The 25,134-nt window shown below is 49.9% G+C and carries 21 protein-coding genes; 6 read left to right on the top strand and 15 right to left on the bottom strand.

Features of this window, described 5'->3' with window-relative positions:
• The first annotated feature begins 53 nt into the window (after positions 1-53).
• The 4 genes from WMO24_RS13250 (at position 54) to WMO24_RS13235 (ending at position 7,093) form a co-directional block, all read left to right on the top strand.
• A complete protein-coding gene (locus tag WMO24_RS13250; RefSeq protein WP_243135897.1) occupies positions 54-1,469 on the top strand; it encodes an NYN domain-containing protein in 1,416 nt (471 codons plus the stop codon).
• A gap of 90 nt (positions 1,470-1,559) precedes the next feature.
• Complete coding sequence (locus WMO24_RS13245) at positions 1,560-4,325, top strand: type I restriction endonuclease subunit R (RefSeq protein WP_156069330.1); 2,766 nt, start codon at positions 1,560-1,562, stop codon at positions 4,323-4,325.
• A gap of 12 nt (positions 4,326-4,337) precedes the next feature.
• Positions 4,338-5,906 (top strand): type I restriction-modification system subunit M, encoded by a 1,569-nt coding sequence (locus tag WMO24_RS13240; protein ID WP_349216862.1) that lies wholly within the window; start codon positions 4,338-4,340, stop codon positions 5,904-5,906.
• A 2-nt stretch (positions 5,907-5,908) separates the two neighbouring features.
• Positions 5,909-7,093, top strand: coding sequence for a restriction endonuclease subunit S (locus tag WMO24_RS13235; protein ID WP_349216861.1), 1,185 nt, complete (start codon positions 5,909-5,911; stop codon positions 7,091-7,093).
• Here the strand turns inward: WMO24_RS13235 and WMO24_RS13230 are convergent.
• A complete protein-coding gene (locus tag WMO24_RS13230) occupies positions 7,086-8,168 on the bottom strand; it encodes a restriction endonuclease subunit S (protein ID WP_349216860.1) in 1,083 nt (360 codons plus the stop codon). The two genes, WMO24_RS13235 and WMO24_RS13230, sit on opposite strands and share 8 nt — an antisense overlap.
• A gap of 242 nt (positions 8,169-8,410) precedes the next feature.
• Here WMO24_RS13230 and WMO24_RS13225 point away from each other — a divergent pair, with 242 nt between their 5' ends.
• Positions 8,411-8,992 (top strand): restriction endonuclease subunit S, encoded by a 582-nt coding sequence (locus WMO24_RS13225; RefSeq protein WP_349216859.1) that lies wholly within the window; start codon positions 8,411-8,413, stop codon positions 8,990-8,992.
• Here WMO24_RS13225 and WMO24_RS13220 read toward each other — a convergent pair.
• Positions 8,985-10,136 (bottom strand): restriction endonuclease subunit S, encoded by a 1,152-nt coding sequence (locus WMO24_RS13220; RefSeq protein ID WP_349216858.1) that lies wholly within the window; start codon positions 10,134-10,136, stop codon positions 8,985-8,987. The two genes, WMO24_RS13225 and WMO24_RS13220, sit on opposite strands and share 8 nt — an antisense overlap.
• Before the next feature lie 128 nt (positions 10,137-10,264).
• Here WMO24_RS13220 and WMO24_RS13215 point away from each other — a divergent pair, with 128 nt between their 5' ends.
• A complete protein-coding gene (locus tag WMO24_RS13215; RefSeq protein WP_156069324.1) occupies positions 10,265-11,212 on the top strand; it encodes a site-specific integrase in 948 nt (315 codons plus the stop codon).
• Positions 11,213-11,485: 273 nt separating this feature from the next.
• Here the strand turns inward: WMO24_RS13215 and WMO24_RS13210 are convergent, their stop codons facing one another.
• The 13 genes from WMO24_RS13210 to WMO24_RS13150 all read right to left on the bottom strand — a co-directional run bounded on the left by WMO24_RS13210 (position 11,486) and on the right by WMO24_RS13150 (position 25,123).
• The gene (locus WMO24_RS13210) at positions 11,486-12,001 is read right to left on the bottom strand and encodes an SLOG family protein (RefSeq protein WP_349216857.1); all 516 of its coding nucleotides are present in this window, start codon (positions 11,999-12,001) and stop codon (positions 11,486-11,488) included.
• A 141-nt stretch (positions 12,002-12,142) separates the two neighbouring features.
• The gene (locus WMO24_RS13205; protein ID WP_349216856.1) at positions 12,143-12,478 is read right to left on the bottom strand and encodes a helix-turn-helix domain-containing protein; all 336 of its coding nucleotides are present in this window, start codon (positions 12,476-12,478) and stop codon (positions 12,143-12,145) included.
• Positions 12,479-12,753: 275 nt separating this feature from the next.
• On the bottom strand, positions 12,754-12,975 hold the full coding sequence (locus tag WMO24_RS13200; RefSeq protein ID WP_349216855.1) for a hypothetical protein: 222 nt from the start codon (positions 12,973-12,975) through the stop codon (positions 12,754-12,756).
• The gene (locus tag WMO24_RS13195; RefSeq protein ID WP_349216854.1) at positions 12,972-14,744 is read right to left on the bottom strand and encodes an antirestriction protein ArdA; all 1,773 of its coding nucleotides are present in this window, start codon (positions 14,742-14,744) and stop codon (positions 12,972-12,974) included. Before WMO24_RS13195 ends, WMO24_RS13200 begins: the two co-directional genes overlap by 4 nt.
• Positions 14,745-14,757: 13 nt before the next feature.
• Positions 14,758-14,973, bottom strand: a complete 216-nt coding sequence (locus tag WMO24_RS13190) for a transposon-transfer assisting family protein (RefSeq protein ID WP_349216853.1) — start codon at positions 14,971-14,973, stop codon at positions 14,758-14,760.
• Position 14,974: 1 nt separating this feature from the next.
• Positions 14,975-16,168 carry a MutS N-terminal domain-containing protein gene (locus WMO24_RS13185; protein WP_349216852.1) on the bottom strand — a complete coding sequence of 398 codons (1,194 nt, stop codon included), beginning with the start codon at positions 16,166-16,168 and terminating at the stop codon, positions 14,975-14,977.
• A gap of 12 nt (positions 16,169-16,180) precedes the next feature.
• Positions 16,181-18,070: a DUF3849 domain-containing protein gene (locus WMO24_RS13180; protein ID WP_349216851.1), complete on the bottom strand. Its 1,890-nt coding sequence runs from the start codon at positions 18,068-18,070 to the stop codon at positions 16,181-16,183.
• A 1-nt stretch (position 18,071) separates the two neighbouring features.
• Complete coding sequence (locus WMO24_RS13175; RefSeq protein ID WP_349216850.1) at positions 18,072-18,845, bottom strand: phosphoadenosine phosphosulfate reductase; 774 nt, start codon at positions 18,843-18,845, stop codon at positions 18,072-18,074.
• On the bottom strand, positions 18,842-20,911 hold the full coding sequence (locus WMO24_RS13170) for a DNA topoisomerase 3 (RefSeq protein ID WP_349216849.1): 2,070 nt from the start codon (positions 20,909-20,911) through the stop codon (positions 18,842-18,844). Before WMO24_RS13170 ends, WMO24_RS13175 begins: the two co-directional genes overlap by 4 nt.
• On the bottom strand, positions 20,908-21,687 hold the full coding sequence (locus WMO24_RS13165; protein WP_349216848.1) for a DUF4366 domain-containing protein: 780 nt from the start codon (positions 21,685-21,687) through the stop codon (positions 20,908-20,910). The genes WMO24_RS13170 and WMO24_RS13165 overlap by 4 nt, the downstream gene beginning before the upstream one ends.
• Complete coding sequence (locus WMO24_RS13160) at positions 21,680-21,916, bottom strand: DUF4315 family protein (protein WP_006573549.1); 237 nt, start codon at positions 21,914-21,916, stop codon at positions 21,680-21,682. The genes WMO24_RS13165 and WMO24_RS13160 overlap by 8 nt, the downstream gene beginning before the upstream one ends.
• 16 nt (positions 21,917-21,932) lie before the next feature.
• On the bottom strand, positions 21,933-24,137 hold the full coding sequence (locus WMO24_RS13155) for a C40 family peptidase (protein WP_349216847.1): 2,205 nt from the start codon (positions 24,135-24,137) through the stop codon (positions 21,933-21,935).
• The gene (locus WMO24_RS13150) at positions 24,137-25,123 is read right to left on the bottom strand and encodes a DNA-methyltransferase (RefSeq protein ID WP_349216874.1); all 987 of its coding nucleotides are present in this window, start codon (positions 25,121-25,123) and stop codon (positions 24,137-24,139) included. The genes WMO24_RS13155 and WMO24_RS13150 overlap by 1 nt, the downstream gene beginning before the upstream one ends.
• Positions 25,124-25,134 lie beyond the last annotated feature (11 nt).

Below are 25,134 nucleotides of genomic sequence, written 5' to 3'. Positions count from 1 at the left end.
AATCTCACCGCTTCTTAAACAAGCAGATACGCTCTCCGTGGAAAGGAGCAATCATGAGTATACTTGAAAATCCCATACCGAATGAGGTGTTGGATAATGCAACAAGCCCTCTCACCGATGACAGGGCAGCGTACAAAGACAGCACCTACGAGATCGTTTCAAAGGTGGCTTACCTGATTGGTGTGCCAAAACGCATCTTTGACAACGAACATGAAGCCCCAAAAGTTGAAGTATACAATCGGTTGGACAGTGATAAAACAGCTCGGATTATAAGACATCTTTGCATTGTACGAACTGCGATTGAGCGCAATTTCAAGCGCATCAATGAACGCATGAGATTCCAGTATGAGACCATTCTGAGTATGCCGGAATATGTTCCGCAGGAAAGCATAAACCAGCTAAGTCTTGACGGAGTGAACTTCATCAAAAACACCAGCAAAAAACTGTGCCAACACGTTGTCGAGATTAACAGGTTGATTTGCGATAGAATCAACAACTGCAAGAAGCTCTTTCCACTCTGGATAAATTGGGATTACATTAAAGCACTTTTCGTCATGCCTGATGGTTTGAAGGAAGATGGTACAAGAGAGGCTGCCGACATTTATTACTCTCATTTGCTTTTTTATCCCTATCAGATGTACATAAACTGGCAGCCGGAGGAAGTCGGCAACATTCTTTACAATGATAAGAAGTTCGTTACCTTGCTGTACAGTTGGAACAACGACTATTTCACCGAATATAGCAAAGTCTCAGATGCGGGGAGTTATATCAAAGGAAGTATTTATGAGTTTATTGAGAGCAGCGAAAAGACTGTTATCGTTGTCGATTGTGAAAACTCTGATCCCTACAAGCTGTGTGCTACCTTAAAAAACCTCGATCACGAGTATACACAAAAAATTGCGTCGATCATTCTCTTTGATGATGTGCATACCGCCTCCGCATGGAGGATATTAGACAGCTTCACCGCAATTCATGTTGAACACATGATGATTGAACGGGTGAAGCAAAGCAAGTCACTCGTTGATGTCATGCTTATTGCCCGAACTTGTCAGGAACACTACAAGAATAACGTCGATTCCTTTATTCTTGTTTCCAGCGACTCCGACTACTGGGGGTTAATCTCGTCTCTGCCGGAAGCACGTTTTTTAGTTATGATTGAACGAGAGAACTGCGGACCGGACTTGAAGAATGCACTTCTGAATGCAGGGATATTTTATTGCTATATTGATGACTTCTACTCTGGGAATGCCGAGGACATCAAGCTCGGCGCACTTTTCAAAGAAATAGAGCGTTATATTGACCAAACCGTCAGGCTCAATATCAACGAGATGTTCAGTGCCGCTTTGAAGGCAACGCGCATTGAGATGAGTTTGTCTGAGAAAAAACAGTTCATCGCAAAGTACCTAAAAACAATGCAAATGGAAATTACAGATGATGGTGACGTGGTTTTGCAGTTGAAACGAAAATAAGTCCGGTATTTGGGACACTTGCTATGATAAAATAGAAATGAGGACAGGCTGGCAACCAACAAATGATCCTCAAGTATTGGAGATGAAGATATGGCATACCAAAGCGAAGCGGCTCTTGAACAGCAGTTTATTGAGCAACTGAACAAGCAGGAATATACCACAGTCGCAATTCCTGATTATGACGCGCTGGTGGAGAACTTCAAAGTTCAGTTTGAAGCCTTCAATGCGCCAAAGCTGGATACGCCTATCACCGATAAAGAGTGGGAGCGTATCTTCAACCTCATGCTCGGAAAGTCTGTTTTCCAGAGCGCAAAAATCTTGAGGGATAAGTTTGTCCTTGAGCGTGAAGATGGTACAAAGGTATATCTGTCCTTCTTTGATCAGGACCACACGAAGAACATTTTCCAAGTCACTCATCAAACAACCGTGGTTGGAAAATACGTCAATCGTTACGACGTTACGATTCTCGTAAACGGCTTGCCCCTGATCCAAGTAGAATTAAAGCGCCGTGGCATTGACATCCGCGAGGCAGTCAATCAGGTCATGCGTTATAAGAAACACTCCTACAACGGGCTGTATCATTTCATTCAGCTCTTCATTGTCTCCAATGGTGTTGACACAAAGTATTTCGCCAATTCCGACAGAGACTTGATGTATAGTCTTGCTTTCTTCTGGACTGATTTCAATAACGTCCGCATCACCAATTTGAAGGACTTTTCGATTTCTTTCCTTGCAAGGGATCACATCATTAAAATGCTGACACGCTACACCATCCTAAATGATACCGATAAGATTTTGATGGTCATGCGTCCCTATCAGGTTTATGCCGTAGAAGCGCTGATCCGTCAAGCAACGCTTACAAACCGGAATGCGTATATCTGGCACACAACCGGCGCGGGCAAGACATTGACATCCTTTAAGACTGCGCAAATCCTCGCAGCAAATCCGAACATCAAGAAAGTCATTTTCCTTGTTGACCGAAAAGACTTGGATTCTCAGACAACCGAAGAGTTTAACAAGTTTGAGGCTGGCTCCGTTGATGTTACAGATCGCACCGATGTCCTTGTCCGCCAGATGAAGGACAAGAACAGGCAGCTTATCGTCACCACGATGCAGAAGATGGCAAACGCTGTAAAGCGCCCTCAGTACGAGAAAGTAATGGACGCATATAAAGACGAGAAGGTTGTCTTTATCATCGACGAGTGCCACCGCAGCCAGTTTGGGGATATGCACAAGGACATTGTGCGGCATTTCAGAAAGGCACAGTTTTTCGGCTTCACGGGGACACCTCGGTTTGAAGTCAACGGTAAAACTGAGGGTAAAATCACGCAAACAACAGAAATGCTCTTTGGTGAGTGTCTTCACAATTACCTGATTAAAGACGCCATCTTCGATAATAATGTTCTGGGCTTCCACATCGAATACATAAAAACAATGGAGGGTGATTTCGACTGGGATGACCCGACACTCGCGGACGCGATTGATATAGGCGAACTCTATATGTCCGATGAGCGAATGTCTCTGATCGCCAATCACATCATCCAGAACCACAAGGCGAAAACCCGAAATGGACAGTATACGGCTATTTTTGCCGTGTCCTCTATTGATGCCCTTGTTAAGTATTACGACATTTTCAAGAAGATCAAGCATGACCTGAATATCAGCGGCATCTTCTCCTACGGGCAGAATGAGGATGCCGAGGGCAAGGACGAGCATAGCCGTGATTCGTTGGAGCGTATCATCAAGGACTATAACGAGATGTACGGAACCAATTTCTCCACAGATACGTTCTCAGCTTATCACAAGGACATCTCTGACCGAGTAAAGGGAAAGAAAACAAAGTCGCTCGATATTCTCATCGTCGTGAATATGTTCCTGACCGGATTTGACAGCAAGCAGCTCTCTGTCCTTTATGTGGACAAGGACTTGAAGTATCATGATTTGCTGCAAGCCTATTCCCGCACGAACCGCGTTGAGAAGGAAACAAAGCCCTTTGGCATTATCATTTGCTACCGCAATCTCAAAAAACGTACTGATGACGCGCTGACGCTCTTCTCTAAGAGTCAAGATACCTCTGGCATCGTTGTTCCGGGTTATCAATACTTCGTAGAGAAGTTCAACGAAATGGTGATGAAGCTCAAGGAAATTGCTCTGTTTCCGGAGTCCGTGGACACAATGCAGAACGAGGACGATCAGAAGAAGTTTGTCGTGACCTTCCGTGAGCTGACAAAGTACCTCCAATCGTTGCAGACCTTTATTGAGTTCAGTTTCGATCAGGATGCTCTTATCATGTCCGAGCAGGAATATCAGGACTATAAGAGCAAATACCTCATGCTCTACTCAAGGCAAAAAACAGACCGCGAGGTTGTCTCCGTCCTGAATGACGTTGACTTTTGTATCGAATTGATGGAGAGTGACAGGATCAATGTCGCATACATCATGAACCTGATCCGCAACATTCATTTCGACGATCCCAAGCAGAAGGATTACGATATTAAACACATTAAGGATGAGCTGGGAAGAACCGATAATCCGCAGTTGCTCCGGAAAGTCGAAATCCTGCAAGCGTTCTTGGATCGTGTTGTTGTCGGCTTGGAAAGTGCGGATGAAATTGATGCAGCCTATAACGACTTTGAAAATGAAGCAAAGCGCGAAGAGATTGTTGCCTTTGCGAAGACTGAGGACATTGACGCATCTATGCTGACGGATATTATTTCGGAATATGAGTTTTCTGGCACAATGGATGCAGGAAATATCCGAGATAGGATTGAGAAGCCCTTGCCGCTTTTGAAGAAGCGCTCCCTTGTAAATCGGATTGTTGACTTCATCCGGCAGCACACAGAGAAATACCAATAAGGAGAGAGACAAATGGATAATTCGATTCAGGCTCATCAGAAAGAGCTTTGCAATAAGCTATGGGCAATGGCAAATGCCTTGCGCGGAAACATGGAGGCGTATGAGTTCAAGAACTACATCTTGGGCATGATTTTCTACTACTACCTTTCCGACCGGACGGAGAAGTATATGGCGAATCTTCTCAAGGATGACGGTATCGGTTATGAAGAGGCGTGGGCAGACGAAGAATATAAGACCGCCGTTATCGAAGAGGCACTGCGCGATCTCGGCTATGTCATCGAGCCGCAGTATTTGTTCCGCAAGATGGTCAGGATGGTAGAAAACCGTTCCTTCGACATTGAGTTCTTGCAGAGTGCAATCAACGCCCTGATGGAGTCCACAATCGGAAACGATTCTCAGGAAGACTTTGACGGACTGTTTTCTGATATGCAGCTCGATTCCTCAAAGCTCGGTCATACTGTCAAGGATAGAAGTGCTGTTATGGCAAAGATCATCGCTTCGCTGGACGAAATCAACTTCGGCGTGGATGATACCAAAATTGACGTACTGGGGAATGCCTATGAATATCTGATCGGTCAGTTTGCTGCAACTGCTGGCAAGAAAGCCGGTGAGTTCTATACGCCTTCCGGTCCTGCCGAATTGCTTTGCCGCCTTGCTTGCCTTGGTCTCACGGATGTCAAGGATGCAGCCGACCCCACTTGTGGCTCTGGTTCACTGCTGCTGCGCCTCAAGAACTATGCCAACGTGAGAAACTACTATGGACAGGAATTGACCTCCACGACTTATAACCTCGCCAGAATGAACATGATTCTGCGCGGAATCCCGTATCGCAACTTTAACATCTACAACGGTGATACCTTGGAGCATGACTACTTCGGAGACATGAAGTTCCGTGTTCAGGTTGCCAATCCACCTTATTCTGCAAACTGGTCTGCCGATATGCACTTCATGGAGGACGAGCGATTCAACGAGTACGGAAAACTCGCTCCGAAGAGCAAGGCTGACTTTGCCTTTGTTCAGCACATGGTTTACCACATGGACGAGGATGGACGAGCCGTCGTTCTCCTGCCGCATGGCGTCCTGTTCCGTGGTGCTGCTGAGGAAGCAATCCGCAAGCACCTTATTCAGAAATTAAATGTTCTGGACGCGGTAATCGGGTTGCCTGCAAATCTGTTCTTTGGCACGGGCATCCCTGTCTGTGTTCTTGTTCTTAAAAGAGAGCGCAATGGCAACTCTGACAACATCCTTTTCATCGACGCTTCCAGCAACTTTGAAGCAGGAAAGAACCAGAACATCCTTCGGGAGTGCGACATCGACAAGATTGTTGAGACCTATGAGCGCCGTCAGGATGTCGATAAATATGCTCATGTTGCGACCATGCAGGAGATTGAAGAGAACGGCTTCAACCTGAACATTCCTCGCTATGTTGACACCTTTGAGCCGGAACCTGAGATTGACTTGAATGAAGTTGCCGCTGAGATCCGCAAGCTCCAATCTGAAATTAAGGATATTGATGCGGAACTGAAACCGTTTTTTGATGAGCTGGGGCTGGACTTCCCCTTTGACGTGGAGGGCAAATAATTATGGCAAATGTATCCTCAAGTAACGGTCTTGAGAAGCGTCCGAAGCTCCGCTTTCCGGGCTTCGATGAGCCGTACAAGCAATGTCATATAGGTGATATTTACGCAGAAAGAAGTCAGCGAGGCGCTTCTGACATGGAGCTGCTTTCTGTCACGATGAACGATGGCGTTATGCCTCGCTCTGAGATTGAAGGCAAAGATAACTCAAGTGAAGACAAAAGCAATTATAAGGTTGTTCTAACGGGAGATATGGTCTATAACTCCATGAGAATGTGGCAAGGAGCAAACGGCATCTCTCCGTGTAATGGTATAGTGAGTCCTGCATACACAGTTCTAATGCCTAAAATCCCGATTAGTAATGGATATTTTGCAGCTTTTTTCAAAAGCCCTAATCTAATCAATGAATTTAGAAAGAACTCTCAAGGCATGACCTCTGACACATGGAACTTGAAGTATCCTCAGATTGAAACAATCAAGGTCTGCATACCAGCTCTCTCAGAACAAAACCGGGTAGCAGATATGCTCGGTACACTTGAGCGGAGGATTGCAAAACAGGCACATCTTGTCGATTGCCTCAAGAAGTATAAAAGAGGTGCTATCAAGAGTATTTTCACTCAAAGAGTGTCTTTCCATGCGGAGAAAAATAAATGGGAAAGTCATAAGATGAGCGAGTTGATCACCCTTCAATCTGGTCAAGATTTTGCACCGACTGATTTTAATGAGCAAGGAAAAGGTATACCTTACATGACGGGAGCAAGCTGCATTGTTGAAGGACAGACGGTCGTTTCAAGGTGGACAACAGTTCCCCGGTGCTTCGCTTATCATGGAGATACACTTCTGGTATGCAAAGGCTCCGGCTCTGGCGCAGTAGCATTTCTCTCTCAAGATAAGGTACACATTGCACGACAGTTTATGGCGTTGCGCCCCCATGGAGGCATGACCAAAGAGTTTTGCCTTTACCTCACACTTCATCTTTCTGAGAAAATGAAGCAATCGGCAACAGGACTGATTGAAGGCATAGATCGTAAAACTGTTTTGAATCAGCGCGTCTTTTTACCCCCCATCGTTGAGCAAGAGCGAATCGTGAAATTTCTTTCGGCAATAGAAAAGGCTTTAATAACGCAAGAGGGTGTTCTAAAGAGCCTTGTTTCTATAAAAAAGGGATTGATGCAACAGCTCTTTATATGAAGAGCTGCTGCAAAAGAGAGACTCGCATTCCAACCAACTGGCGCTCTGTACTTTCAGCATTCGCTATTTTTTTATTTAGAGTCTCAAATAGCTTTGACAAGTGCTTCTGTTCTTCCACTGACGGCAAGCATCGACGGATGCGGACAAATTGGGAATAATGGACTCTTTGCTTTTCAATAAGTGATCCAGTAGCGATGAGCTTGTAGTGAATTAGCATGGAGTACGATGTCAGATATTCTTCCCAGAAGCAAATAGTATCAGGCTCATTGACAGAGAAGATATTATAATAGCCTGAAACAGCGGCGGTATATCCGAGATGGTTAGGAGCGATTGCGCCCAGATGGGCGTTCATGGGATTATATGCAAACCAACCGGGCTTAATCATCTTGTAGTTTTCCCCCTCCTTAGTTACAAGAAACTCCCGATAATAACGTTCTGTTTTTGGCGTTATACCATCCTCAACAGTGAGGCTGACTAAAGGCGTGGATGGGGTGTTTGATGTCCTTATGGTTTGCTCGGTGAAATATTCACCTAAAGACGATTGCTGCCATTCGGGGTAACACGCTTTTCCGGTTCCTTTTCTTCCAGCGAACACTTGCTGAATGACACCTCTTTTATACTTCTTGAGGGAAACAAGAAGTTCTTCCTGCGCGGCGATTCGCTCATCAATTTTTTGAAGAAAGTCGGCTATGCGCTTTTGTTCGGAGGGCGAAGGAAGATGAATTGTTACGCTCATGTAATCCTCAAAAGAAATATTGAGTAGCCCATCCATACGAACGCTTGACGATACGAGGCGTTTAAGCTGCTTATCCATTTTGGCGTTATTGAGTGCCATTGCAATAAATGGTGTATATTCGTGATTATTGATCTTGAAGCAATGATACACATAGGGGATTCGTGCCTCTGGCTCAGTCAGCTCATAACAACAACCAAACTGTTTAGCCTTAGATGCGCCGTGATTATATGCCAATTCCCCTTGCTTCAAGAGAATGTATTTTTTGAGGCTCTGTCCAGCATTGTCTCTGGAATACTTTTCGGACTGCATAATGAAGCCATTTCCGGCACTAAGCATCATGATCGGCGCGTTAGATTTTGGATCAGTGCGATTTACCAGAGCCGCTATATCGCCTAATTGCGCCGATCTGTACGGCTCATCGAAGCCCGGAAAGCGGAGCTTCGGACGCTTCTCAAGACCGTTACTTGAGGTTCTTTTTCAGATCCCATGCCGGTATGAGTCAAAAGTAAAATCCCTTGCAGTAGCAGAGATTTTCCGCTATTGCAAGGGATTTCGTCTGTCATATAGCTCTTTCTGCTGGCTTGATCAGAAGTATAAAAAGAGGTGCTATTGCCCACATTCTTTCGGGTAAAAGCAAAGCGTTTTCCTCTGCATCTTCATGGATGCAGAAAAACCTTGGCGACTTATGCAGTGAGTTCAGAAGCGGACGAAATATATCATCAACTCTCATTCATGAAACCGGAGATTATCCTGTGTACGGTGGCAACGGTATACGCGGGTATTGTGACCGATATAGTCATGAGGGCGAATACGTTGTCATCGGAAGGCAAGGGGCGTTATGCGGAAATGTTCGTATTATTCAGGGTCAAAACTATTTGTCTGAACACGCTATTGCTGTCCGCGCAAATGCAGACAACGATACAGGATTCCTCTTGTACTTGCTTGGCTTCATGAAACTTGGGCAGTATTCAGATCAGGGCGCACAACCCGGTCTTGCTGCAAACAAACTATTAAGACTTAAATGCACGGTCCCCGACAAGAAAACGCAGTCTAAAATAGCGTCCGTCCTTTTGAGGCTTGATTCGCAATTATCTAATCAGGAAAAAATGCTATCTATTCTTATCAACCAGCGCAAGGCTTTCCTACAACAACTTTTCATATAAAGAGCTGTTGTAAAAACCCATCTTTCTGCTTTTGTAGGAGACGCAAACATTGGCTTTCTCTTTTGATTTGCGCGTCTATCTTTTGTGCGATTGCCGAAATCTGTTTTTGGGTTTCGAGTGGTGGCAGCTTAAAGCGATACCGTCTATATTGTTCGGCGTTAATACCGGGTTGACCAGAGCGCGTAGACTCAAGCGCCACCCACCTGTTGTATTCTTCCGTAAGCGTATTCAAAAAGACATATCCACTATCCACACCGTCAATAACATGAATACGGATAAGGAATCCAGCGAAATACATATCTCCATCAGATGCCTGATAAAGATAGCTTTTGCCAACAGAAGCACCGGTACGAGCAAATAAAATATCGTTCTCTCTAACACGATATTTGCCTTCGAGAACACCAGCCGGTGAAACGGGCGCAGAGTCTATGTATGTATGAGAGTCATCGTCAATATCAGTGATCCTTATATACTTGTGAACACCATCAAATATAGTCGCAGCGGCATTCATTCCATACTCAAAGCCGTCTGCCACGGCACTTAATGATACTTCTTCCCACTTTTCATCTTCATGAGTGATTCTGATCTTCTGATTAAGTATTTCGGAAATGAGTCCTCTTTTATACTTCTTGAGGTTATCTACGAGAGATTGCTGCGCGTCGATACGACGATCTAAGGCAATGAGAAAGTCTGCAATTTTTCTTTGCTCGGCAGTATTCTCCGGCAGATAGTGTTTTGTGGCGAAGAACTCATCTGTTGGGACATTAAGTAATCCGTGATTTCTTGCCCCTTCTGCTGAAATCATATAGATTTCCTTGTACCATTTAAGTGAATCAAAGTACACCTTAATGAAGTCTGTATCGTGCTTCTTGAGCGCAAAACAGATATATAGTGTAGACAACGCTCCCATAGGATAGCGGTCTAACCGCTTTATTGAACCGAAGTCGTAACCTACGGAATAGCTCTTGTTATACGCATATTCGCCCTTTCTCAAAAGGTAATATCCGCTCATGTCTTTGCTTGCAACGGTTTTGTTGAAGTAACTGATTTGATCGACAAGACCATCTTTCGAGGATATTGTCAGGGGTAGGTCAGTTTCATTGTTGCTGTTTTTTCGTGTTACTCGTTCTGCAAAATCAGACAATTTCTCTGCTCTCCACGGCTCATCGAAGCCCGGAAAGCGGAGCTTCGGACGCTTCTCAAGACCGTTACTTGAGGGTGTTAATGCCCTGATTATCCCTCCACCGGATAATGTTCGTGGAGGTGGTCATTATGACTAACAATACACAATTCAAGACGCTTGTGAACACATGGCTAAATCAAAAGAAGCCCATGATCACGCCGTCAACCCATGCCAGCTTTACGCTGATTGCCGAAAATCACCTGATCCCGTATTTCGGCAAGCGCAAGATTGGCAGCATCACCGAAGCGGACATCCAGAGTTACATTTCGTATCTCTACAATGCTGGACGCTTGGATAAGACCGGAGGACTTACCGTGAAGACGATAAGAGATGTTATCCTCGTTCTCCGGCTGTCAATGGAGTATGCCTACAAGGAACGCGCTATTCCACTCCTGAACTGGGACTTAATCGAATACCCAAAAGAGCTTGGCATCAAGAAAGTAGTTTCTCTCTCAAAAGATCAAGAGCAAGCTCTAATCCAGTGTATCTACATGGACTTGAACCGGAAGACAGCGGGGATTCTGATTGCATTGTTTACCGGAGTCCGGATAGGCGAGCTGTGCGGCTTGCAGATGAGGGACATTTCGCTGACGGACAAGACCATCAGCATCAACAAAACCGTCCAGCGTATCTATGACAAGAAGAAGGGAGAATCGTATCTTCATATAGGACCGCCGAAGACGAAGACCTCCGCTCGAACGATTCCGGTTCCGTCGCTTCTCATGAACATTATCAAGAAGTTTTACACGGAAAACCCAAATCACTATTTCCTCACGGGCAAGACCAAGCCAACCGAGCCGAGAACATATCGGCAATTTTTCACACGTTTCTTGAAGCGGAACGGATTGGAGAAAGTGAAGTTTCATGAGATCCGTCATACATTCGCAGTTAGGGCAATCGAGATACCGGAGTTTGATATAAAGTCTCTTTCTGAAATCCTCGGACATAAGAACGTATCTTTTACCCTGAATGTGTACGGGAGCGCAAATCTCCAACAGAAGGTTAAGTGCATGAATCTTCTGAATGACCTCCTGTGAAGAAAAAATACCCCCGACGCTGTGCCAGATGCACAGCGTCGGGGGCATTCCTGTTTCCAGCGATTTAATTTTCTCCCAACAAGGGACTGTTCATAGGGTGGCACTTTCCGTTTTGCGAAGCCGTGAAAACTCAGTGCGTTCCGTGGAAAAGTTCTCGTGACCGCGCATACCGTACACGTTTCTAATAATCACTGTTCAGTGCAATGTGTATTCGCTATCGTAAGAAAATTCACGGTTTTCACAACGCTTGATTCAGAGAGGAAATAATTCGCCTTATTCCTGTGCGACATCAAGGGAAACCGGGTCAATGACTGTTACAGATTTGCCCTGCTGATGAGCATATCTGACGGTCTTTCCGGTTCCGCTGGGGCTTCCATCCCAAACCGCAATCAGGACATCCGCATGATCAACCATATAACGGTTGCGCTTGTCCATGCAATCGGGCGTGTAATGGGTTTGAATCAGCGTTTCCTTGTCGCACTTGGACGCAATGTCGAAATACCGATCTCTTAGAGCTTCTGACCACTTTGCGGCTTGGCTTTCGCATGGGATGGCGCTTTCAAGCGTAATTCCCAGATAGGATGCTTTCAGCCCCAGCACGATCTCGGCGGCATACATATCTACACCGATTGCCATTCCGGATATAAAGTGCGTGATGCCTTCATTTTCAATGAGATTGATGATTTGCTCTCTGAGAGTTTTTTTGAGGTTTATGCAGCGTTCGTCTTCCTCGTTGAAACCAAACGGGAGGTTTTGCGGACGATGCCCGGTAAAAGCACAGGTCTTCATTCTCTTTTTCATCTCCTGACTATGTATTAAAGACTGTTTCTGTGTTTCTAATACATAGTATAGCACGGAGATATGAAATATTCTGTCGAAATAAGGGAAGAAAAAAGGCTGCGTGAAAAAATCACACAGCCCATGACGGATTCAGCCTTTATCTGCCGTTTCCTGCTGGATCATCAGCTCAACCATCTGCAAAATGCGCTTCTGCGCTTGCGGAGACAACGAAGCAAGTTTCTCCGAGAGTTCAGACGATTTATAGCTTGTCGAATGCTCTAGGACGTCACAGAAAATCGCGTCTGCCGAAACCTCAAGCCCATTGAGAAGAATGATCAATTTCTCACAGCGAGGAAACGACATACCACGTTCAACCGTAGAAATATAATTTGCAGTCAGCCCGGTCTTTTCCGCAAGCTCTTCTTGCGAGATTCCGAGGCGTTCCCGGCACTGTTTTACTCGTTTACCTATTCGTTTGTCAATCATAGCGCGTACCTACACCTTTTCTATAACGCTCATAACAATTATATGGGTTAGAGGCATAGTTATACAGAAACGCTAATAGCGATGCTGTGTATTAGCGTGTGATTTTCGACGGTATTTACAGAAAAGATACAAAAAAAGAGCCTCTGCCGATACCCAAACCGGGCATCGACAGAGGCGCTTCGTTCGTTTTATGGGCATTTGAATAAGTGCCGAAACAGGCACTTATTCGCGCTCTGTTGCTGGAACTGCGCAGGGAATACAATCACTTAGGTTGGTCAATTTGCGCCGCTCTGAGGCTTGCCATCACAGGCTTTTTCGCCCCCTAACTGTCTACACTGCGATGCCTTGCGGGAGAAGTGCGGACAGGCGATGAGATCCGCACGGAAGCTCTGCTTGCAGCTATGGACGCAGCGGACGCAGAAGCGGTTATACTTCCGGCGTCCGCTGTCTCCGATGAAGAACGACCACTCCTGCCGCCATTTCTGACTTCTGCTCACAGCTCAATCTCTCCTTTGTGCTTTTTTGGAGGGCAGCATTCCTTCTGCTTTTCAGCCTTTGCAGACTTGAGCCTGTCCATGATGGAGGACTTTTCGCCCCTTTCGGGGGCTTTGACCTCTGCGGTCTTGCCCTCCTTCGGACCGTTGTTGATGATTCCGTCAATCATGCCGTAGTCATCCTCCATCGACATCTCCGCTGCCTTGAGGTAGTTTTCCTTCTCAAGAGCCGCCATCCAGCTTTCCTTGCTGATACCGAGCATTCCGCCCTTTGCCGCATGATCGGCAATCTCTTTTGCATCTACGCACAAGCCCTCGGTGTTATCGGAATAGAGACGGTAAACCTCGCAGCCCTTCTCCAAAGCCTTCTCAGCCGCCTCCTGACCAGCGGGAAGAACACCAGCCCATGCGTAGCCGTAGTCCTTCATATCCTGAACGGAGAGCGCGGGATCGGGCATTTCCGGCACTTCCTTGACTTCAAGGTCAAGAAGGCGGAGTGTGTCATCGTCAAAGCCGTTGTAGACATCATCAAGGACGAGCTTGCCGCGCTCATCGACGATGATGCAAGCAGCTTCATCGCCGTAGGTGTCATGCTCCATCAGATAAAAGCTGTGACCGCCGACTTCGTGCTGGTCAATGGTGTGCCACGTCCCGATGTGTCCGGCAACCGTCAGACCGGAGGTATCGGCATTCATCTCAAAGTCCTTCTGCTCGACGGTTTCCTGCTTCTGCTGCTCCTTCGAGATCATGGGGATCGCCACAATCTTATCGCCCAGCTTTGCAAACTGTTCCGGCACTTTGAAGTGGTCAGAGAACTTCTGCATCTGCTCTACGGTCAGAGAACCGAAGCTGTCATCCGTCAAGCCTACTACCAAGAATGTTCCGGCAACAACGTCGTAGATGTCACCGTCCTCATCCCGCAGAGCGCGGTTCAGGGGCAAACCTTCCAGCTTGCCTTCCTCGTTGCAGACTAAGGCAACCGGGTCTTCGTAGGGATAAATTGCCTCGATGCAGCCTCCGACCTCATGCTGCAAGGACTCCAGACCGGAGTCAATCTCCTTCACATAAGGCTCCTTTCCCGGCTCAACGATGAGAACGGCGATGGTGCTGTCACGCTCGGCGGCTTCCCCTGAGCCGGTGATCCGGTATTCATCGGGAATATCATCAATCTCACCGTCAAACTGCCTGTCCCACCTCTCGCTTGCAACACGGACATAGCCCTCATCGGTGAAGCGTCCCTGCTCATCCATCGCAATGTCGCGCCCATAGCGTTCATAGTCGATGTAATTTGCCAGAGGACCGAGATCCTTTTCAGAGTAGATACCAGCTTCGTGGGCGTAATAGTAGCCGAGGTCGGATTCGTCGTTGATACCGGGCATGATGTCGTAGCAGTCCAGATTGAACGTCAGGTTGATGAGATCGTCGATGTCGCTGACCTCATCGCAGCCAGCCTCCATAATGGCAACGAGCTTTTCCTGATCGCTCAGGGAAAGCTCGTCAATCAAAGCGGCAAGGTAGTTGAGCTTATCAAGGCTCTCGTACTCGCCAAGCATCTTCTGAACGCCATAGATCGGGCATTCGTAGTCGGTGATAAACCACTCTTCGTAGGGCTGACCGAACTCATCCTGCTTGCCGATCCCGATGCGCTCAAAGACCTTCTGCATCTCTTCCTCTGTGGTGGGCAGCTTCACCCACTCACCGACCAGCATACCCTCGTTGTACTTGCCAAGGTTCGTGACGAAGGCTTCAAAATCACCGTCTAATACGGGCATAGGCATCCTCCTTTCAGTCATCTACCATGCCGTCCGGTATGATATACAGTTCCTCAAACTCAGCATCGGTCATGGCTTCGAGCTTCCGGACGGTCTTATACATCAGCTCTGCGATCTCGCCGTCCATGTCGTTCAGGGTGACGCTCTTCATATCGTCGATCAGCCGCTTCCGGCTGGACGTGTTGAAGCAGCACATCAGGTTGATTTCTTCCACGGTAAAGTTTTTCATATCAGAGTTCCATATCCTTTCCTTTGTTTTTCTGCGGCTTCGGTGTGTGGGGCGGCTGTGCTTTCTGCGCGGATTTCAGCTTGTCGCGGATGGATTCACGGGCAGCAGGCTTTTTCGGGATGGTGTCGTAGATGGCAGTCCCGGCATCCTCCACATACGAACGGACATACTGGATGCTCTCAGAAAAGCGAATGGGGCGGTTCTTGTCCTCAATGTTCGTCAGCCGGACTTCATCGGCGGCAAAATCAACCGCGTCGATTCTGCACTTGATCCCATCCACATTCAGCGTCGCACCGACAGGAATGTAATCTGCGGCTTTGAGTTCCTTGAAGGTCTCGCCGTCCTTGCTGAGAAAGACATCTGCGCCGGACTTCCAGAGCTTGTGAGAACCGGCTACCCATGCGCTTTCACGGAAACCAGTAACCGGCATGGAAGGCTTGCCGCGCACCTTCTTTTCAAGGAGTTTTGTGCCGAGAAGCGGCGCGGCTTTCTTTGCGTCCTTGCCGTACAGCTCAAAATAGCCGTTCTGAGCAAAGCAGACCAGCGCATCCGGATGAGCCTTTTTGACTGCCTCATATTTGCGGAGTTCTGCGACGGGGAGCGGCGAAAGCACCTCTGTCCTATCTGCCTCCGGCAGTCTGTCGCGGCGGCTTTTCTGCTTGGTCAACACTTCTGACAGAGCCTCCGCATCCTTTGGGAGCGTCTGGCGGGTTTTGACGCCGCCATGCTCACCGATCAGAGCCATTGCTGCATCGAAGCTGCTGCGGCAGGGGGCTTCCAGCACATAGCCGTCTGCAAAGGTCAGCCGGTCATGATCCGGCGCAACCGAGTTCTGCGCTACATTTGCCGCCTGTTCCCGGTAATTGACCTCAAAGACATCTCCGAAGACCTTGCCGCGCTTAACGGCTTTCGGGACAATGACGCGGGCAACGCACTCGTCGTAGGTCTGTTCCGCGTAAAAGCGGAAGGTGTTGTGATCTCGCGTTCCCTGAATAAAGACCTGATTTTCATTGAGGCAGTGCGTTCCATGCGGACGGCAGAACCACATCAGCGTTTTGTCTTCGGGATTCTGGCTTTCGGCGGCGCGGCGGATGATGCGCTTGTCGATGTCGAAGTCTTCCTTGTAGCTGTCTACATGACTGTCCACGAGCTTCTGCAGCTCCGCAACGATGTCAACATCTGTGTATTTCTTCATGCGTCTCCTTTCTCACAACTCCATGTCGTGCGTTTTGGATTTGACCGGGGACTTCTTCTCCGGCTGCTGTTTTGCGGCAGTCCTGAGCTGATCACGGATGGAGGGCTTTTCCTGCTTCTGCTCCTGCTTGACGTATTCCAGCGTCGGCATCAGCTCACGGTAACAGCCCTGTGTTTTCCGCGCCGCATGACGGCGATGGATTTTGAACAGCGGCTCACCATTCTGCGTGACCGTGTTACCCTCGATCCTGACGCCGTTCCGTGCCAGCAGATTGAAGGAGTGGTTAGAGGCGCGATGGGACGCCCGCATACCGTCGTTGTTATAGGCAATCTGCCCCTTGAGCGTGTCCATGACGGCGGCTTTGATCTCCTTCTCTTCGGCAGTCAGGCGGTGCGCTTTCGGTGCTTTTGCCGCTTCCTCCGGCAAGGGGGCAAAGGGAGACTTGACCTCCACGGTTTTTACCTCAATAGAGGTAATCTCATCGTTCTCCCACGCAACGACCTCCGGGTCTCTTTCCTCTGTTTTCTCAGAAGTGACTTCCTTTTGAGCTTCGGTCTGCTGGCGGAACGCATCGACGAAAAGTGCTGTCAGTCCGGGATTGGGTTTATCCACAAGGAAGCGGGAGGCATTCTCTGGGCAGACATCAACGCTCTTCGCCCATTCCTTGAGGGGCTGGGGAATGCGCCCGTCAAAGTCTTTCTGCTGAATGGTGTTTGCGAGGACATACCGGACGCGCTCCGGAGAGAACTGCTCAAGGACGCTTTTCACGGCAGCATCCGCATCCAGCCGGTTGTCTCCGTAGTTAGAACTGATTGCCGCCTCAATCGCACGGCGGCATTCCACGTTTGCGGCGAGAGAAGCACGATATGACTCCAGCTCACCGGCTTCATAGGCATAATTCGCCGTCTCGCGGTAAATGGGGACTTCCGGCTTTTCCTTCGGAACAGCTTCCTTTACGGGAGCTTCGACTTCCATCTCTGCGGACTGTGCTTTCTCTGCCAGCAGCACCTTGAGCTTGGCGTCAATGCCCTCGATCATCTCAGCCGCCGTCTTGCGGATGGTGTCCAGAGAGCTTTTCAGTTCCTTGGTTTCCTTACCGGATGACCAACCGGCGATGTAGCCGAAGGAATAGTCCGAGGTTTCAATGCCGTAGCGCTGGCAGACGGTGTAGGCTACGCTTTCCGCCTCAACCTCTTTGGTGTGCCGATCCTTCTTATCTTCTGGCGCGGCTTTCTCATCCGGCTTGACGGCGTGGAGCTTTGCGTGGGCGATCTCGTGAATGGCGGTTTTGACCGTCTGGATTTCGCTCATGCCTTCCTGAATGGCAATGCGGCTTTCAACCGGCGAGAAGAATCCCTTTGCACCGCCCGGAATGTCCTCAAAGGAAATAGGGACGGGAGATTCCTGCCTGAGTGCGTCGAAGAACGCCTCGTAGTTTTCGACGGTGCCTTTCAGCTCATCGACGATGATGTCCGGAAGCTCCTTGCCGTCCGTCTGGGAAACATCAAAGACACTTACCACCTTGAAGGCAGGACGCAGGACCTCAACCGTTTCCGTGACAGCCTTCCCATCTGCGCCGATCACCGGCTTCTGCGTTACGGGGTCAACCTTTTCACGCTCTTCCTGCGTCTTGTACGGCGCGGGAGCAAGAATCTTGATGCCCTTTTCGCCCTTCATGACCTGACGGTCAAAGTTGCGCTGCCACGAGGTATAACCGGCAACATAGGTTGCCTCCGGCTTCTGCATCGCAATGAGCAGCGTGTTGTTGAAGGAATAGTTGTAGAACTTGGACATCGTGCGGAGATATTCCTTGAACCGCTCGGATTCAAAAAGCTCCTTGATGCCCTGTTCCAGCTTGTCCGTGATTTCGCGGACTTGCTGTGCATTTCTGTTTTCAGCCATATCAAACCTCCATTTCGTATTTGCTTCGGGGAGAAGAAAACCCCGTTTGGGATTTGCTCAGTAAACGAGCCTTTACCTCAGACGGGGTTTCTCTGCGCGTCATCCGACGATGGAAGATGTTATCCTCGTTCTCCCATTCAATCAGCCGGTCAAACATATCCGGGTGCTTTGTGATCATGTGCAGCAGCTCCGAGTCACTGGCGTTGGGACAGAACCAGCAGCCGTTTCTTCGGCAGTGAGCGTAGATTGGGGAAAGCAGCCCGTGTTCCTGACAGAGCTTGTAGGCGTCCGCCTCGGTCATACCGTATTTGGCAAGCAGACTGACCTTCTTCAAGCCATCCAGACGGGCGAGGCGTTTTGGTTCATCCTCCGCGATGCCGACATAACTCACAGTGTCCGGAGAAAGCGCGGCATTGTACTTGCGGACAGGCGGGATTTTGCAGTCACGATTGACCGCGCACATCCCAGCCCACGCGAACCCGCGAACCTCGCCCTTATGAGGCCCGCGGGTGATGACATGATGAAATACGTCATCGTAGGTCTTGTCCGCATGGAGAATGGTGAACTTGATGCCCAGCTCCTTTTCGCAGAAGGGCTTGAGCCGGTCATAAATGAAGTCCCGATGTTCCGGGACTTCGCCGCTTGTGTCTTTGTCGAACATGACCTCACTGAAAACCGCCTCGTCCAGCGGCTCATTGTGCTGTGCAGCCAGCAGGAGCGTCGCTACGCTGTCTTTGCCTCCGCTGCATGAAGCAACATACTTTGGGCGGGTCATCGATCAAACTCCATCTTGAAGCTGACGTATTTGCCGCCGCTGTCATCCAGCCGGATCACCGCGTCGTAGAGCTGGGGCTTCTTCGGCGTGTAAAGCCCGGTCACTCGGCACCAGCCCTTGTCCAGCAGCTCCTTTGCAATCTTCTTGGTCAGCTTCTTTTTCTTGCTGGAAAAGAACTTGTTGTCTTCCCACAGGCAGAAGGAGCATTCCTTGTTCGAGCAGTAGAAGTTGCCCTTGCCGACATAGACCGGAGAGCCGCAACGGGGGCATTTGCCGATTTCCTCTTTCCCCGTGCCGAAACGCTGGGCTTCGGCATCGGAGAGAAACGGGTAGGCTTTCACGAGATCCCCGGTCATCCGGACAATGCCGCTGAGAAATGCGCCTGCATCCGCATTGCCGCGCTCAATCTCCATGAGCGTGTTTTCCCATTCCGCAGTCATTGCGGGAGACGTGATCTGTTCCGGCAGAACACAGACGAGGTTGCAGCCGTCCTTTGTGGGAATGAGGGATTTGCCTTTGCGCTCTGCAAAGCCGGATTTCACCAGCTTTTCAATGATACCGGCGCGGGTCGCGGGTGTTCCGAGACCTTTCTTCTCGGTGTCATCGTCAAACTGATCGTTTCCGGCAGTCTCCATTGCAGACAGGAGCGTGTCTTCCGTGTACTGCTTCGGAGGCGTTGTGAAGTGTTCCGTAACGCTGGCGGACACATTATCCAGAACATCGCCCTCATGGACTTCGGGCAGGGACTTCATGGGATCGTCCTTTTCCTTCGTCTTGAGGGAAGCCTTGAACAGCTCTTCAATGGCTTTCCATCCGTTTTGAACGACGGTCTTCCCCTTGGTTTTGAACTCGTAGCCCTCGCAGGAGAGCGAGATCTGCGTTTCTGCGTAGGTGTGCTTCTCGCCGGTCGCACACAGAAGGCGCATCCCGACAAGATTGAGAATTTTCTGCTCCGACTGAGGGAGTGCGGAAACATCCTGCTTTTCAAGCTGGACGGTCGGGAGAATGGCATGGTGATCTGTGACCTTGCTGTTGTCGGTTACGCGGGCAATGTCCGGAGTAACCGAAACACCGGAGAAAAGCGGAAGCTGGCGGCAGACAATAGAAATGACCTGACGGGCGGTGTCCTCCATATCGTCCGTGATGAACTGGCTGTCCGTGCGCGGATAGGTCAGGAGCTTCTTTTCGTAGAGTGTTTGTACGAGATCGAGCGTCTGCTGGGCGGTGAAGCCGTAGTATCGGTTTGCCTCGCGCTGCAAGGTGGTCAGATCATAGAGCTTCGGAGGGTTGACGGTTTTCGTCTCCCGCTTGAGAGAAGAAACGACGGCTTGCTTTTTCTCGCAAGCCGCCGCAATCTTCTTTGCTTCCTCTTCGGTTTTAACCTTTTCCAGATCAGCGATCAGATCGCCCTTGCCGACGTGGACGTTGAAATACTTTTCCTTTTGGAACGTGGAGATTTTCCCGTCACGCTCCACCAGCATTGCAAGAGTCGGCGTCTGGACGCGCCCGACCACCAGCTTCTTGTGATAGAGCGTGGTGAAAAGGCGGGTGCCGTTGATACCGACAATCCAGTCTGCCTTCGAGCGGCTAAGTGCCGCTTCATAGAGACGGTCATATTCCTTGCCGTCCCGGAGATGGTTGAAGCCTTCGCGGATGGCAGAGTCCTCCAACGAGCTGATCCACAGACGCTTGAAGGGCTTGGTGCATCCAGCTTTGTTGTAGACCAGCCGGAAGATCAGCTCACCCTCGCGTCCTGCATCGGTTGCGCAGACCAGCTCGGTGACGCGCTTGTCCTTCATAAGAGAGGACAGCACCTTGAACTGCTGGGCTTTGTCCTTTGTGACCTCAAACATCCAGCTTTCCGGGACAATGGGCAGATCGTCATACCGCCACTTGGCATACCGCTCATCGTAGGAGCTGGCGTCTGCCAGCTCCACCAGATGACCGAAGCACCACGAAACGATGTAATTGCCGCCCTCCATGTAGCCGTCCTTGCGGGATGTCGCGCCCAGCACCTTTGCGATGGACTGGGCAACGCTGGGCTTTTCAGCGATGACTAAGATCAATCCTCATCACCGTCCGTTTCCTCGTCTACCGCAATCTGCGGCTCTTCATCCTCGTTGATGTACGGCTCTTCCTCGTAGCCTTCATCATCAAAGAAGTCCATATCTTCATCCTTGGGCTTTCTGCCCTTGACGAACTTGATGTAGTAATAGGCTGCACCCGCAGCACCGGCAAGAACGAAGATGACGAGGATCATGCCGATGTTGGACTTCTTTTCGGGTTTAGGGGCGGGAGCATCGGTTTCTGCATCCTTGTCCGGCTCAGGTGTAACGGGGGCTGTGCCGGTGCATTCGCTCATGTTGGTCTTGCAGACCGGGCAGTCGGTGTTGACCTGACCGGCAGCACATTTCTCTTTGCAGTTACAGGTGGTCAGAGCCGCCGCAGTGTCTTCATCCAGCAGCGCAAGCAGATCGCTCTCATCGACCATGTTCAGGAAGTACGTCTGATACTGTTCCTCATCCTCGTTGATGGGCGCATCGTAGTCGATGACGATATAGAAGGTGTTGCCGCTTTTCGTCTGAATGGTGATGAACTGCTTGTTGGTTGCCTTGTCATAGAGCAAGTCGCGGGTGTAGGCGTTGCCCTCATCGTCAATCGGCTCACCCTTCGGCTTTTCCGGCGTGGGAGTGACTGCGGGCTGCTGTTCGGGCTGAGTTGCCTCCGTAACGGGAAGGTTCTGATCGGTGTCATCGGCATAGGCAAACGCCGTCACCGAGAAGCAGGACAGCACCATGACGCAGACCGCAAGGACGGTCAAAAAACGAAACTTCTTACGCATTGTCGATTACCTCCGTATTTTCAGCGGGCTTGGTGCCGCCCTTCATAGAAGACAGGAACGCCATGATCTGATCCTTGTCCATCACCATAGAGCGCACGGTATTGATGATTTCAAGGTTTTCCAGCTCTGTCTTTTTGTCGTACAGCTCCTTGAGCTGTCCTTCAATTTCGGACTTCTTCTTTTCAGCCTTCTCGATGTCGGAGAGGACTTTCTGATACTTGGGATTCATGCAAAACTCCTTTCTTTTAATAGGCGGGTCTTCCGAAGGCGTAGAAATGCTGCTGCCAGTAGGAAGAATTGATGGATGTGTACTGAATGGGATCGCCGCAGTGGATCATGACCCCATCACCGACGTAGATGCCGACGTGAGACACGCCGGGGGTGTCATACGTCCCAACGAAAAAGATGAGATCACCGGGCTGTGCATTCGCCTTTGAGACCGGCGTACAGACGTTGTAAAGCCCCTGTGCGCCCAGCCGCCCGGTCATCACAAGACCGCTGTTCGTGAGAACGTAGCTGACGAAGCCGGAGCAGTCAAAGGACGTGTCGGGATTGGAGCCGCCCCACACATACGGATAGCCGAGATACTTTTCCGCCTCGGTGATCAGTGTCGCAAACTTCTCGTCGTTCAGGTATTCCGGGTTGACATCGTAGTCGGCGGGAGAATTTGTAATGTACTTGTCCACATAAGGAGAATCACCGAACAGATCCTCGCGGTTGCCAAGCACCGACATATACGTTGCGTACATGGAAAGCTGTTCCTGAGACATGATGTAGACCGGGACATGGGAGAGATTGAAGTTTTCGAGCTTCACGTTGCAGATGTAGTAGTCATACGGGACACGATAGGTTTCCGTGTGCGTGTTGCCGTCTGCGTCCGTCCATGTGTCGGTCTCCGTGCGGTATCTGGTTTCGACGATGACCTCTTCGGTGAGGATGTACTGCTTTTCAAACAGCATTTGGATCGTACCCTGCACCTCATCCAGCGTGAACTCGCCCTCATGGAGAGCCGAGAGAATGGAGATCAGCACATAGGGATCATGCTCAATATCGTCCAGCTCGAAGTGGTATTCATCATAGTTGTGAGTGCTTTCGTAGGTGTCGAGATAGCGTTGCAGCTCTTGCTCCATTTGGCAATACTGCGCCTCCGCGCCGAGCATTGCGTCATCCTCGCTGAGATAAGAGGAAGCGATAACCGACGAGCCGGTAGAGGTGAGCATCGAACACGAGCTGATACCGGCACCGAGCAAAACGAGAAGGGCAACTCCGACGCCGATCCAGATGAAGACCTTCTTGTTCTTCTCAAAGAACTCCTTGATCTTGTCGGACGCCTTCTCACTGAGCTTCTTGCCGGTGCTTTTTGTGGCAGTCCCGGCAGTCTGAGAACCGGCATTTCGAGCGGCGGCATACTCCTTCTTGATGCTCTGCTTCTGGTAGTGCTTGTTCATGTTCTGCTTCTTCATCTCAGGATGCTCCTGCTGATTTCTCTCATATTGGAGCTTGGCATCAGCGACATCCGCCTTATGTTCCAGCTTAGAAACCTTCTCATAAGGCTTGTTGACGCTGTTTTCCCGATGATGGCTGAAATGCCGAGCGGCAGTCTCAGCGGCGATCTCCGTTTTATGCGCCGCCTCAACCGCCGAGTTTTCCTGTTCGACCTCATGGATTTTGCCGTGAATGCCGGAAGCAAGGGTGTCACCGACCTTGCGGACGGTTTTGTCCGCCTCAAATTGCAGCTTGCCTTTGCCCTTTGGCTTTTTCAGCTCATCCTCAAAGTGAAGCCGTGTTTTGCCCTTGCCGGTCTCTTCATCGAAGACACGCTCTTTCTTGAGAACCTTGTGCGTGGGCAGGTTTTCACGGGCGGCATCCAGACGCTCATGCGCCTTCTCGGACTTCCTTTCGAGCTTCTGCATCCGCTTCGTGGGCGGGACGGCATCGTCCGAGACCGGCTTTGCAGAGGCGGTTTCCGCCGCTTGGGAGAGAACAGCATCCGCGTCAATGGCTTCAACCGCAGAGGTCTTGCGCAGCTTGTGCGTGACAACCGTTTCGGCAATCACCGTGCCGGTATGAGAAGAAACGCCGTGCTGCTCCAAAACAGAAGGCTTGAACGGCGTTTCCGAGGGCAGCGGTTCAGGTACATTCTGGGGTGGATTTTCTGCCCTTTTCTCTTCTGTAACGGACGTTTCCGAGGGCGGCTGTGTGTCGTTATCCTCAGCGTGTTCCGCCTGAAACTGATGCTGCTGACGGCGCATCTGCACCTTTTTCTGTTCCTCCGGTGAAAGAGCTTCGGAAGGAACGGCTGTCTCAGCGGGCTTCACCAGCTCTGCATCTTCCAGCCGCTTTGACACACGCTGCTCGGTGCCAGCCGTCAGGTTTTCTTCAACCGCGCCCTCCCGTGTCATCCGCATGACTACCTTGTCGCGGGCTTTGAGTTCCGGTTCCTTCGCCATTAGATTTCACCTCCAATCCGCTTGTAGGCAAGCTCGGTGTATTCAGGGTTCAACTCGATGCCCACGAAATGCCGCCCCATCTGCGTAGCAACCATGCCAGTTGTGCCGCTCCCCATGAAGGGATCAAGCACAATGCCGCCTTCGGGACAACCGGCGAGAAGACAGGTCTCAACCAGCTTCGGAGGGTAGGCGGCATAGTGACCGCCCTTGAAGGGAACGGTGTTGATCTTCCAGACATCGCGCTTGTTGCGGAGCGGATTGATGTCTGCGTCCTTGATCTCGCCATGCTCACGAGGGCGGTTGATGGACTGCGGCTGAGGCTGACCGGGAACGGGTTTGCCGTATTTGTTGCCGCCCTTCATGCCGCGCTTGAGACGTTCTGCCGTTGCGGGGGCAATCGGCTCGGAGATCGCCTTGTAGTCGAAGAAATACTTCTTGGACTTTGAGAACAGGAAAATATGCTCATAGCAGCGGGCGCAGCGGTCTTTGACGCTCTCCGGCATGGGGTTGTCCTTCATCCAGATGATGTCGTTGCGCAGATACCAGCCGGTATCGCGGAGGGCAAAAGCCAGCATCCACGGAATGCCGATCATGTCTTTCGGCTTGCAGCCCTCAACCTTGTTGTTGAGAGCCACAGCCTGACCGCTTCTGCCGTTGGGGTTCTTCGGGTCAACGAAATCGCCCTGATTGCCTTTCCCGGCGTAGGTGTCCGAGATGTTCAGCCAGAGCGTTCCATCCGGACGCAAAACGCGCCTGACTTCGGTAAACACTTCCGTCAGGCGCGAAATATATTCCTTCGGCGTTGTCTCTCTGCCGATCTGAGCCTCCATACCGTAATCGCGGAGCGCGTAATACGGAGGGGACGTCACACAGCAATGAACGCTGTCATCGGGCAGAGTTTTCAAGATTTTAAGGCAATCGCCGGTATGAATGATGTCAAGTTGTATGGTGGTGTACCTCCTGTTCTGTTGGATTTGTGTTTCCATTGAAATGTTGG

Origin of the sequence: Ruthenibacterium intestinale, assembly GCF_040096265.1 — a bacterium.
Classification (GTDB): domain Bacteria; phylum Bacillota; class Clostridia; order Oscillospirales; family Ruminococcaceae; genus Ruthenibacterium; species Ruthenibacterium komagatae.
This window is presented reverse-complemented; position numbering and strand designations above follow the sequence as displayed.